11 protein-coding genes are annotated in these 11,947 nt (G+C 68.9%); 7 read left to right on the top strand and 4 right to left on the bottom strand.

What is annotated here, in order from left to right:
* Positions 1-126: 126 nt before the first annotated feature.
* The 3 genes from ACK4IU_RS17765 to ACK4IU_RS17755 all read left to right on the top strand — a co-directional run bounded on the left by ACK4IU_RS17765 (position 127) and on the right by ACK4IU_RS17755 (position 3,140).
* Positions 127-963 (top strand): ATP-binding cassette domain-containing protein, encoded by an 837-nt coding sequence (locus ACK4IU_RS17765; protein WP_409737898.1) that lies wholly within the window; start codon positions 127-129, stop codon positions 961-963.
* A 79-nt stretch (positions 964-1,042) separates the two neighbouring features.
* Positions 1,043-2,065: an ABC transporter permease gene (locus ACK4IU_RS17760; protein WP_409737895.1), complete on the top strand. Its 1,023-nt coding sequence runs from the start codon at positions 1,043-1,045 to the stop codon at positions 2,063-2,065.
* Between the two features lie 28 nt (positions 2,066-2,093).
* Entirely contained in the window at positions 2,094-3,140 is a 1,047-nt protein-coding gene (locus tag ACK4IU_RS17755; protein ID WP_409737892.1) for a substrate-binding domain-containing protein, read from the top strand.
* 257 nt (positions 3,141-3,397) lie between these two features.
* Here ACK4IU_RS17755 and ACK4IU_RS17750 read toward each other — a convergent pair whose 3' ends face one another.
* From ACK4IU_RS17750 to iolC, 3 genes are read right to left on the bottom strand one after another with little or no spacing between them, the layout of a single operon-like run.
* Positions 3,398-4,237, bottom strand: coding sequence for a class II fructose-bisphosphate aldolase (locus ACK4IU_RS17750; protein WP_409737889.1), 840 nt, complete (start codon positions 4,235-4,237; stop codon positions 3,398-3,400).
* Entirely contained in the window at positions 4,234-5,073 is an 840-nt protein-coding gene (locus ACK4IU_RS17745; protein ID WP_409737886.1) for a 5-deoxy-glucuronate isomerase, read from the bottom strand. Before ACK4IU_RS17745 ends, ACK4IU_RS17750 begins: the two co-directional genes overlap by 4 nt.
* Positions 5,054-6,055 (bottom strand): 5-dehydro-2-deoxygluconokinase, encoded by a 1,002-nt coding sequence (gene iolC, locus ACK4IU_RS17740; RefSeq protein ID WP_409737883.1) that lies wholly within the window; start codon positions 6,053-6,055, stop codon positions 5,054-5,056. The genes ACK4IU_RS17745 and iolC overlap by 20 nt, the downstream gene beginning before the upstream one ends.
* 108 nt (positions 6,056-6,163) lie before the next feature.
* Here iolC and ACK4IU_RS17735 point away from each other — a divergent pair, with 108 nt between their 5' ends.
* From ACK4IU_RS17735 to ACK4IU_RS17725, 3 genes are read left to right on the top strand one after another with little or no spacing between them, the layout of a single operon-like run.
* Entirely contained in the window at positions 6,164-7,279 is a 1,116-nt protein-coding gene (locus tag ACK4IU_RS17735; protein WP_409737881.1) for a Gfo/Idh/MocA family protein, read from the top strand.
* Positions 7,280-7,286: 7 nt separating this feature from the next.
* Entirely contained in the window at positions 7,287-8,177 is an 891-nt protein-coding gene (locus tag ACK4IU_RS17730) for a TIM barrel protein (RefSeq protein WP_409737878.1), read from the top strand.
* A gap of 10 nt (positions 8,178-8,187) precedes the next feature.
* On the top strand, positions 8,188-9,321 hold the full coding sequence (locus tag ACK4IU_RS17725) for a Gfo/Idh/MocA family protein (protein WP_409737875.1): 1,134 nt from the start codon (positions 8,188-8,190) through the stop codon (positions 9,319-9,321).
* A gap of 22 nt (positions 9,322-9,343) precedes the next feature.
* Here the strand turns inward: ACK4IU_RS17725 and ACK4IU_RS17720 are convergent, their stop codons facing one another.
* Entirely contained in the window at positions 9,344-10,354 is a 1,011-nt protein-coding gene (locus ACK4IU_RS17720; protein WP_409737901.1) for a LacI family DNA-binding transcriptional regulator, read from the bottom strand.
* Between the two features lie 143 nt (positions 10,355-10,497).
* On the opposite strand from ACK4IU_RS17720, the gene lysA reads away from it, so the two are divergent.
* Positions 10,498-11,763 carry a diaminopimelate decarboxylase gene (gene lysA / locus ACK4IU_RS17715; RefSeq protein WP_409737872.1) on the top strand — a complete coding sequence of 422 codons (1,266 nt, stop codon included), beginning with the start codon at positions 10,498-10,500 and terminating at the stop codon, positions 11,761-11,763.
* Positions 11,764-11,947: the final 184 nt, after the last annotated feature.

The following is an 11,947-nucleotide window of genomic DNA, read 5'->3' as shown; positions in this document are numbered from 1 at the left end:
CACCCCGAGCCATCGCGGGCAGTCAGCATGACAACCATCCCCGGTCCCCTGCCAAGACACAGGATCGCACCGTGGCAGCGATCCGCAAAGGCAGACGTCGAAACGCAAGAAGAAGGTAGGGTGGGCATGATCTACGTCAGCCACCGCCTGGACGAGATCTTCCGCATCGCCGACCGCGTCGCCGTCCTCCGCGATGGCCAGATGGTCGGCATGCGCCCGGTGGAACACACCACGCCCGAGGAACTCGTCTCGCTCATCGTCGGCCGCAAGGCGCGCGAGATCGCCCGGCCCCCGGTCCAGGACGGCCCCGCCATCCTCGAAGTGCAAGGCCTCAAGACCCCCGCCGTCGGCCCCGTCAGCTTCCAGATCAAGCGCGGCGAGCTTCTCGGCCTTGCGGGCCTGCGCGGTGCCGGCCACGAAGACATCGGCCGCGCCCTCTTCGGCGTCATCCCCCACACCGGACGCATCACGCTGGACGGCAAGGAACCCGACCTCCGCACCGCGCAAACCGCCATGCGCTCGCGGATAGGCCTCGTCGCCCGCGACCGCGTCGGCGAAAGCGTCGCCCCTGGCATGGCGATCCGCGAGAACGCCTTCCTCAACCCCTCCGCCACCGGGCGCGGCCTGCTGTCCCTGATGTCCGCCGGCCGCGAGGAAGGCCTTGCGAAAGCCATCGGCAACCGCGTCGGCCTGTCCCCGAACGACCCGACGCTGGCCATCGAGGCGCTGTCGGGCGGCAACCAGCAGAAGGTCGTCGTCGGCCGCTGGCTCGATTCCGGCCGCCGCCTCCTCGTCACCGAAGACCCCACCGCGGGCGTGGATGTCGGCGCCAAGGCCGAGATCTACCACCTTCTCTACCAGGCGCTTGCTCGGGCATGGGGGTGCTCGTCGTCTCCACCGACTTCGAGGAGATCGCCAACATCTGCCACCGCGCCATCGTGTTCAGCCGGGGCCTCCCCGTAGCCGAACTGACCGGCGTCGAACTTTCCACCGAATCCCTGATCCAGGCCGCATCGGCCGGTGAAGCCGCCTGAGGACGAAGATGCCCGGTATCGAATCCAACGCCGTCGAGCCCACCAAGGACGAACTCCGCGGCCTCTCCTCGGGCGCGAAACTCGCCCGCCTCGCGCCGACCTACGGCCTCGTCATCCTGATGGTGGCGCTGATCCTGTTCTTCTCGCTTCTCCTGCCCAACACCTTCCCGACGCTCCTCAACCTCCGCTCGATCCTGTCGGACAAGGCGATCATCGCGCTCCTTTCCCTCGCCGCGATGGTCCCCATGGTGGCGGGCCGCATCGACCTCACGGTGGGCTACGGCATCGTGCTCTGGCACATCCTGGCCATCTCGCTGCAAACCATGTTCGGCCTCCCGTGGCCCATCGCCGTCGCCGTGGTCCTGATGCTCGGGATCGTGGTCGGAGCCCTGAACGGCCTCCTTGTCGAGGTCGCCCGCATCGACAGCTTCATCGCCACCCTGGGCACCGGGACGATCCTCTACTCCATCGCGCTCTGGCACACCGGCGGCCGCCAGATGGTCGGCCAGCTTCCCGACGCCTTCTACGCGATCAACGGCACCTTCGTCCTCGGCCTGCCGATCACTGCCTTCTACGTTCTCGCCATCACCCTGATCCTCTGGGTCGTCCTGGATTACACCCCCATCGGCCGCTACCTCTATGCCATCGGTGCCAACCAGCGCGCGGCGGAACTGAACGGCATCCCGACCCGCAAGTTCGTGATCGGAGCCTTCGTGACCTCGGGCGCCCTGACCGCGCTCGCGGGCGTCCTTCTCGCCTCGAAACTGCGGATCGGGCAGGCGAGCGTCGGTCTCGAATTCCTGCTCCCCGCCCTTGTCGGGGCCTTCCTCGGCTCGACCACCATCAAGCCCGGCCGAGTCAACGTCTGGGGCACCATCGTCGGCGTGATGATCCTCGCCGTCGGCATCTCGGGCATCCAGCAGTTCGGCGGATCGTTCTGGGTGGAGCCGCTCTTCAACGGCACCACGCTTCTCATCGCCATCGGCATCGCCGGCTACGCGCAGCGCAAGAAAGGCGCGAAGTCGAAATAAATCAGCATCTTACGGGAGGATACGAACCATGCTGAAACGGACTCTGCTGCAAACGCTTCTCGCCGGCACGGCGCTGGCCTTCACCGGCCTCGCCGCGCTGGCGCAAGCGGCCTTCGACGGCCCCACAACCGGCCCCAAGGCGGCCGAGGGCAAGACCATCGTCGTCCTCGCCGCCGACATGAAGAACGGCGGTATCCTGGGCGTGACCAACGGGATCGAGGAAGCCGCGGCGAAGATCGGCTGGACGGTGAAAGTGCTGGACGGCGCGGGTTCGGTGCAAAGCCGCTCGGCCGCCGTGGGGCAGGCGCTGGCCTTGAACCCCGACGGCATCGTCATCAACGGCTTCGACGCCGCCGAACAGGCCGCGGCGCTTGAGGGCGTGACCGCCGCGGGCATCCCGATGGTCTCCTGGCACTCGGGCCCGAAGATCGGCTGCGACGCGCCGGGCGGCATCTTCGCCAACGTCTCGACCGACGCGATGCAGGTGTCGGACGTGGCGGCCAAATGGGCCATCGACGATGCCGGTGGCAAGCCGGGCGTGGTGATCTTCACCGATTCCACCTACCAGATCGCCATCGACAAGGCCGACCGGATGAAGAAGGCCATCGAGGACGCGGGCGGCACCGTCCTTGAATATGTGGACACGCCCATCGCCGAAACCTCGACCCGCATGGGTCCGCTGACCACCACGCTTCTGCAGAAGTATGGCGCGTCGTGGACGCATTCGCTCGCGATCAACGACCTCTACTTCGACTTCATGGGGCCGTCGCTCGCCGCCGCCGGCATCGATGGCAAGGGCGCGCCGCACAACGGCTCGGCCGGCGACGGGTCCGAAGCCGCCTTCCAGCGCATCCGCACCGGGCAGTATCAGGCCGTCACGGTGGCCGAACCCCTGAACCTGCAAGGTTGGCAACTGGTGGACGAGCTGAACCGCGCCATCCAGGGCGAGCCCTGCTCCGGCTACATCACCGCGCCCGCGCTGGTGACCGAAGAGGGCCTCAAGGGCACCGAGGGCAACGCCTTCGACCCGAACAACGGCTACCGCGAGGCCTATGCCGCAATCTGGGGGAAATGACCTGACACTCAGTTCCGGCAGGGGCCATCGCCCCTGCCGCAGCGCAACGGATCGCGCAGTAGAGCCCGGGGGCCCAAAGCCCCCGGGCAGCGCCCGCCCCGGCCACGGCGGGCGCTTCTCGCCCGCCAGGTCGGGCGCTGCCCTCTGTCACCTCTCGGTGGCCAAGGAGCCAGCCGGACCGCCCCGCATGAGCGGGGCCGACGGCAGTGCCGTCGTCTTGTCCCGCTCACCGCAACGGCGATCAGCCGGTTTCAGGGCTACCTGCGCCCAGAGGCGCCAAGCCCCCGGAACACTGCCCGCGCGGCCTGCATCACCGGCTCCTCGGTGTCGCGCAGGATGGCGATCCGGTCGAACCGGCCCGGGTCCTTCGCCACCGCCTCGCGCAGGGCCGCGCCGAAGGCCATCCGCAGTTCCGTCCCGATGTTGAACTTGGCGATCCGCGACCCCGCCGCCAGCGCCGCCCTCTGGTCCACCGGCACCCCCGACCCGCCATGGACCACCAGAGGCACCGAAGTCGCCGCCTCGATCCGCCGCAGCAGTCCCAGGTCCAGCCCCCGACCCGCGTCCTGTTGCAGATGCACGTTCCCCACCGACACCGCCAGCGCATCCACCCCGGTCTCGCGGACAAAGCGCGCCGCCTCCTCGGGATCGGTCCCGGTTGACGGCTTCCCCCCGGCATAGCCCACGACGCCCAGCTCGCCCTCGCAGGACACCCCCGCCGCATGAGCCAATGCCACGACCTCGGCCGTCAGCGCGATGTTCTCCTCCAGGGCCAGCGCCGATCCGTCGATCATCACCGAGGTGAACCCCGCCGCAATCGCCGCCCGGCAGTCCTCGACCGTCATCCCGTGGTCCAGATGCGCCACCACCGGGACCGAGGCCCCTTCCGCCAGCTCCCGGAACATCGCCCCCCAGACCGCCACCGGCATGTGCGCCCGCGCACCGGGGCCGGCCTGAAGAATGACTGGCGCGCGCTCGGCCTCGGCCGCGCGGACATAGGCGCGCGCATCCTCCCAGCCCAGGCACACCAGCCCCGGCACCGCATAGCCGCCCACCAGCGCCGGACCCAGCACATCGGCCAGCGTGGCGAGCGTCATTTGAACTTGGCCACCATGTCCATGATCCCCGGGATCGTGTGCAGCTGCGCCGCATGGGTCGGCTGGAAATACTGCTTCAGGCTGCGCTGCGACTGGCCGCCGAGGATGGTGAAGTAATACATCTCGTAGCCCGGCAACACGCAGCAGGGGTGATAGCCCTTGTCGATCAGCACCGTTGAGCGATTCATGATGTGGTAGGCGTCGCCGGGTTCGTTATCCACCCGTTGCAGCATCTGCAGGCCGGACCCGTAATCGGGCCGAAAGCGGAAGTTGTAACATTCGTCGTGCCGGGTCTCGTCCGGCAGGCGGTCGGTGTCGTGCTTGTGGCTCGGGAACCCCGACCAGCCGCCCGCGCCCACGGTGAACAGCTCGCTGACCAGAAGCCGCCCCACCCGGTCGTGATATTTGGTCCCCAGGATATGCATGATCTTCCGGTGCGTCTTGGTGTCGTCCGACCCGTATTGCACCACGTCCAGATCGCCCGACCGAACCGCGAAGGGTCGCAGCGTTTCCGCAAAGGCCGCCCCCGCGATGAAACACTCCGTCTCCGTCCGCGCCGTGATCCGCGCGCCGGTGCCCGAGGGAACATAGACCCCCTCCGGCTCGCCGTCCCAGACATCGGCGACCCGGTTGCCGATGCCGCGGAAGGTCTCGCCCGCGGTTTCCACCGTCACCGTTCCCGTCGCCGGGACGACGCAGGTCTCGTAGCCGGGGGTGCGATAGTCGAAATGCTCTCCCGGCCCCAGGCGGACGATGTTGAAATAGACCAGCGGCACCAGCGGATGCTCGCGGTCCACGATCGGCTGGTTGCGGTTGTCATGCGGCGGAATGTGCATCCTCTGTCCCTTCAGGTCCGGGGTGTTCGGCAAGAAAGGCGTCCAGGTCCGCCCGCGTCGGCATCGCCGGGGCGCAGCCGACGCGGGCAACGACCATCGCCGCCGCGGCCGAGCCGCGCAGGACGGCCTCGCGCAGCGCCCGCTCCTCGGCCAGCGCCGCAGCGAAGGCGCCCAGGAAACTGTCGCCCGCGCCGGTGGGCTTCAGCGCCCGGGTCGGGTAGATGCCGGTGGCGAACTCGCTGTCCGGTGTGATGGTGATCGCGCCCTTCTCGCCCATCTTGTAGACGACGATCTGCGCGCCCGCGCCGATCAGGCTGCGCGCCTTGTCCAGCCCCTTCGCCGGATCGCCCGCCATGAAGCCGAATTCCAAGTCATTGCCCGCGATCACGTCGCACAGCGCCCCGGCCCGCGAATAGACCGCCGAGGCCATGGCCGCCGAGGGCCAGGAATATGGCCGGTAGTCCACGTCGAAGATCAGGGGCAGCCCCGCCTTGCGCGCCAGATCGAAGGCGCGGAACGTGGCCGAGCGCGAGGGTTCCGCCGCCAGCACCGTGCCCGTGGTCACCAGCGCCGAGAAGCGCGCGTAGTCCACCGCCTCGACATCCTCCATCCCCATCGCGAAATCTGCCGCCCCGTTGCGGTAGATCACCGACTGGCAGTCCGCTGCCCGCGTCTCGACCACGGCCAGCGAATTGCGCGCCTCGCCGCCCTCGGTCCGCACATGGGTCCGGTCCACGCCATAGGCATCCAGCTGCGCCAGGCAGAACCGCCCCACCGCATCGTCCGACACCCGCGTCACCAGCGCCGCCTTGCAGCCCTGCCGCACCAGCGCCACCGCGATATTGGCCGAGGACCCGCCCAGATGTGCGACGAAGCGCCCGGCCGCCTCGATCCGGGTGCCGGGGGGGTCGGCGTAAAGGTCCATCCCTGCCCGGCCGAGCACCAGAAAGCTCCTCCCCCGCAGCCGCGCCAGATCCGCCATTTCCTCTCTCCCCCAACGCGCGGCCCAGACGGGGCTTGCGCGGCCTTGCAACTGAGGATACTGATTTTGCAACCGGTTGCAATAATGACGGTTGGGGGGAGGCCGCCAATGACCGAAATCGGGATCGGACTGGTCGGCGGCGGCTACATGGGCAAGGCGCATGCGGTGGCGCTGTCTGCCGTCGGCGCGGTGTTCGACACGCCGCTGCGCCCCCGGCTCGAGGTTATCGCGGCGACCAGTCCCGACAGCGCCGAACGCTACCGCAAGGCCTATGGCTTCGCGCGGGGGACGGCAAACTGGCGCGATCTTGTGGCCGATCCCAGGGTGCAGGCCGTGGTGATCGCCTCGCCGCAATCCACCCACCGCGCGATTGCCGAGGCCGCCTTTGCCGCCGGCAAGCCCGTGTTCTGCGAAAAGCCGCTGGGCGCCTCGCTGGAGGACGCGCAGGCCATGGTCGCGGCGGCCGAGGCGTCGGGTCTCCCGAACATGATCGGCTTCAACTATGTCCGCACGCCCGCGACCCAGTTCGTCCGCCAGTTGCTCGCCGAGGGCGCCATCGGCGAGATCACCTGGTTCCGGGGCGAGCATACCGAGGATTTTCTCGCCGACCCGGCCCTGCCGTCCACCTGGCGCACCAGGGACCGGGCGAACGGCTGCATGGGCGACCTCGCCCCGCATCCGGTCAACTGCATGCTGGCGCTGATGGGTCCGGTGTCCGAGCTTTCGGCGCGGATCGAGACCGTCCATACCACCCGCCCCGGCCCGACCGGACCCGAGTCGGTGACGAACGACGACCATGCCCAGATGATGCTGCGCTTCGCGTCCGGCGCGATGGGGCATCTCTACATCAGCCGCACGGCCACGGGGCGGAAGATGGGCTATGCCTACGAAATCCACGGCACGAAGGGCGCGATCCGCTTCGACCAGGAAGACCAGAACTCCGTCTGGCTCTACCGCGCCGAGGGGCCCGAGGCCACGCGCGGCTTCACCCGTATCCTGACCGGACCGGCGCATCCCGATTTCCTCGCCTTCTGCCAGGGCCCCGGCCACGGCACCGGCTACCAGGACCAGATCATCATCGAGGCCAGGGACTTCCTGACCGCGATCCACTCCGGCCAGCCGGTCTGGCCCACCTTCCGCGACGGGCTTGCCGTGTGGCAGCTCGTCGAAACCGCCTTCCAGTCGTCCGACAGCCGGCAATGGCTGCCCGTTCCCCCCACATGAGGATCCCATGACCATCCGCATCGGCAATGCGCCCTGCTCCTGGGGCGTCGAATTCGCAGGCGACCCGCGCAACCCGCCCTGGCGCCAGGTGCTGAAGGACTGCGCCGATGCGGGCTATACCGGCATCGAGCTCGGCCCCATCGGCTACATGCCCGAAGACCCGGCGATCCTGTTCGACGCGCTGGAGGAGAACGGCCTCGACCTGATCGGCGGCGTGGTGTTCCGTCCTTTCCACGACCCCGCCGCCTGGGACGAGGTGCGCGACGCCGCCTGGCGCACCTGCCGGGCGCTCACCGCCCACGGTGCGCAGCACCTTGTCCTGATCGACTCGATCTCTCCCCGCCGCGCACCCACCGCCGGACGGGCCGATGCCGCCGAACAGATGGACGCCGCCGAATGGGCCGCCTTCCGCGACCGCATCGCCACCATCGCCCGCCTCGGGACCGAGGAATTCGGCCTGACCGTCGGCATCCACGCCCATGCCGCGGGCTTCATCGACTTTGAACCTGAACTTGAACGCCTGCTGGACGAGGTTGACGAGAAGATCCTCAAGATCTGCTTCGACACCGGCCACCATTCCTATGCGGGCTATGACCCCGTCGCCTTCATGCGCCGCCACATCGGCCGAATTTCCTACATGCACTTCAAGGACATCGACCCGAAAGTGAAGGCCGACGCCATTGCCCGCAGCACCGGTTTCTACGAGGCTTGCGGCCAGGGCATCTTCTGCAACCTCGGCACCGGCGATGTCGATTTTCCTGCCGTGCGCCAGGTTCTGCTGGATGCGGGCTATGCCGGCTGGTGCACCGTGGAACAGGACTGCGATCCGACGCTGGATGTCAGCCCCGTCGACGACGCACGCCGCAACCGCGACTACGTTTCCTCCATCGGCTTCTGAGGCGATCCAAATGGCAAGACTGAACTGGGGCATGATCGGCGGCGGCGAGGGCAGCCAGATCGGCCCCGCCCACCGGCTGGGCGCGCTGGCCGACGGGCATTTCAACCTGGTGGCCGGCGCCTTCGACCACCGCCCGCGCGAGGGGCGCGAGTTCGCCATGCGCCTCGGCGTCGCCCCTGACCGCGCCTACGGCGACTGGCGCGAGATGCTGGAGGGCGAACGCAGCCGCGCCGACCGCATCGACCTCGTCACCGTGGCAACGCCGAACTCCACCCATTACGAGATCACCCGCGCCTTCCTCGAGGCCGGCTTCCATGTGCTGTGCGAAAAGCCGATGACCATGACCGTCGAGGAAGGCGAGGACATCGTTCGCATCGCCCAGCGCATGGGGCGGATCTGCGCGGTGAACTACTGCTATTCCGCCTATCCGATGATCCGCCAGGCCCGCGCCATGGTCCGTGCGGGGGAGATCGGGAAGGTGCGCCTTGTCGTTACCAACTTCAGCCATGGCCACCACGGCGACGCGACAGATGCGAACAACCCCCGCGTCCGCTGGCGCTATGACCCGGCGATGGCCGGCGTCTCGGGCCAGTTCGCCGACTGCGGCATCCATGCGCTCCACATGGCCAGCTTCATCTGCGACGACCAGGTGCAGACGCTTTCGGCCGACTTCGCCTCGACCATCCCCTCGCGCCAGCTCGAGGACGATGCCATGGTCAACTTCCGCATGGGCAAGGGCACCGTCGGGCGGCTCTGGACCTCGTCGGTGGCCATCGGGCGGCAGCACGGCTTCGACATCCAGGTGTTCGGCGAAACCGGCGGCCTGCGCTGGGCCTCCGAACAGCCGAACCAGCTGATCTACACCCCGGTCGGCGGGCGCACCCAGATCATCGAAAAGGGCGAGGCAGGCCTGTCCGAAGAGGCCCGCCGCCTGTCGCGCGTGGCCATTGCCCATCCCGAGGGCTTTCCGATGGCCGTGGCCAATATCTACTGCGACCTCGCCGATGCGATCCGGGGCGAGGCGCGCGACGGCCTGCCGCGCGCACCGGACGGGGTGCGGTCCATGGCCGCCGTCCACGCCGCCGTCGCCTCGGCCAGGGCGGGTGGCGCCTGGGTGGACGCACGGCCGCCGATGTTCCGCTAGGCCCGCGCTCCCGGCGCCGCGGTCAGCCTGCCACCGGGCGCAACGTTCCCCGCTCCATCACCGTGCAGGGGAACAGGCGCACTTCCGGCGACAGGTCCGGCGCCTCGATCCGCGCCACCACCAAGCCGATCGCCGCGGCGATGATGTCGGCCACCGGCTGGCGGATCGTCGTCAGTCCGATCAGCGGCCAGCGCGCCATTTCCATGTCGTTCAGCCCGATCAGCCCGATGTCCCCGGGCACCGACAGCCCCGCCGCGCGGATCGCGCTCATGGCGCCGATGGCCAGCAGATCGTCGCCGCAGAACCACGCCTCGACCCTTCGCCCCTGCGGCCCGGACAACAGACGCTCCATCTCCGCCCGCCCGGCTTCGAAGGCATAGGCGCTGGCATGGCTGACCGCGACCTCGACCCCCGTCACCCCTTCCAGCGCCGCGAGGAACCCCGCGCGGCGGTCCTCGGTCGAACTGGCCGCGACCGGCCCGCCCAGAAAGCCCAGCCGGCGATAGCCCCGCGCCAGCAGCGTCTCGGCCGCCATGCGCCCGCAGGCCAGGTTGTCGATGGTGGCGACGGCCACATCCGGCGCCCCGCCTGCCCGGCCGAAGGCGTGCACCACCGGCAGGCCGGCCTTGCGGAACGCCTCGGCAAAGCTGGGTGGCAGGGTGGACGAGGCGACGATCACCCCGTCCACCGAATATTGCCGCAGCATCCTGACCGTCGCCGCCGGGTCGGTCGCATCGGTCAGGTTCACCAGCAGGGGCCGCAGCCCGCGGTCCTGCAGGCCCCGGGTGAACAGGTCGAACACCTCCAGCATCAGCGGGTTGCGGAAGTTGTTCACCACCAGCCCGATCATCTTGGTCCGCCCCGTGGTCAGGCTGGACGCCAGCGCATTCGGCGCATAGCCCAGTTCCGCCGCCGCCTTCTCCACCTTGGCCCTCGTGCGGGCCGAGACCGAGGCCCCCGGCGTGAAGCTGCGCGACACGGCCGAGCGCGACACCCCCGCCCGTTCCGCCACCTCTTTCAGCGTCACCGCCATCGCCCGCCGCTCCCGTTCGCCTGCCCCGCCACTATACATGCCGTGGCGCCGCTGCAAACCGGCGGGGCAGGGGGACGAAATGCGGCCTTTGCAGGGCCCTCGCGCCCGGCTATGACGACGCGGAACGGACCCCGGGGGCAGCCATGGACCATTTCCTGTACCAGAACGGCACGCTGCATGCCGAGGGCGTGGCCATTCCCGACATCGCCGCCACGGTCGGCACCCCGTTCTACGTCTATTCCACCGCCACCCTGACCCGGCACTACTCCCTCTTCACCGAGGCGCTCAGCCCCCTGCCGCATCTGGTCTGCTTCGCGATCAAGTCGCTGTCGAATGTCGCTGTGCTGAAGACGCTCGGCAATCTCGGCGCCGGGATGGATGTCGTGTCCGGCGGGGAATACCTGCGCGCAAAGGCCGCCGGCGTGCCGGGCGAGCGCATCGTGTTCTCGGGCGTGGGGAAGACGCGCGACGAGATGCGGCTCGCGCTCACCGGCGGCATCCGCCAGTTCAACGTCGAAAGCGAACCCGAACTCCGCGCGCTCTCCGAGGTGGCGACCTCGCTTGGCCTGACCGCGCCGATCACCGTCCGCGTCAACCCGGACGTGGACGCGCGGACGCATGAAAAGATCGCCACCGGCAAGAAGGAAAACAAGTTCGGCATCCCCATCGCCCGCGCCTCCGAGGTCTATGCCGAGGCCGCCGCCCTGCCGGGCATCAAGGTTGTCGGCATCGACGTCCACATCGGCAGCCAGCTGACCGAACTGGAACCCTTCGAGCAGGCCTATCTCAAGGTCGCCGACCTGACCCGCCGCCTGCGTGCCGAGGGCCACACGATCACCCGCCTCGACCTCGGCGGCGGCCTCGGCATCCCCTATACCCGCTCGAACGAGGCGCCGCCACTGCCCACCGACTACGGCGCGCTGATCAAGCGCACCGTTGGCGATCTCGGCTGCGAGGTGGAGATCGAGCCGGGCCGGCTGATCTCGGGCAATGCCGGGCTGCTGGTGGCCAGCGTGATCTATGTGAAGAACGGCGAGGGCCGCGATTTCCTGATCCTCGACGCGGCGATGAACGACCTCGTGCGCCCCTCGATGTATGGCGCGCACCACGACATCGTCCCTGTCGCCGAGCCCCCCGTCGCCGCGCCGACGCGGGAATTCGACGTGGTCGGCCCGGTCTGCGAAACCGGCGACACCTTCGCCAAGGGCCGCGACCTGCCGCTCTTGGCCGAGGGCGACCTCGTGGCCTTCCGCTCGGCCGGGGCCTATGGCGCGGTCATGGCCTCGGAATACAACACCCGCCCGCTGGTGCCCGAGGTTCTGGTGAACGGGGATCACTTCGCCGTCATCCGCGCAAGGCCGAGCTTTGACGAAATCCTCAACCGCGATACCATCCCCCCATGGCTGTGACGCATGGTCCGGTCCTAGGCAGGTGAGATGACCGGAGAGACACCCCAACCCCCGCTGAAATCCCTGGTCTGGCCGATGCGCCTGACGCTGGCGGGGCTTTGGGCGGAACGGCTGGCGCGGGCCTTCTGGCCGCTCTGGTCGCTGGTGCTCGTCACGCTCTCGGCCCTGGCCTTCGGGGTGCAGG

Source organism: Tabrizicola flagellatus, assembly GCF_046295235.1.
GTDB classification, from domain to species: domain Bacteria; phylum Pseudomonadota; class Alphaproteobacteria; order Rhodobacterales; family Rhodobacteraceae; genus Tabrizicola; species Tabrizicola flagellata_A.
Note: the sequence above shows the minus strand (reverse complement) of the source record. Positions and strands in the feature narration are given on the sequence as shown.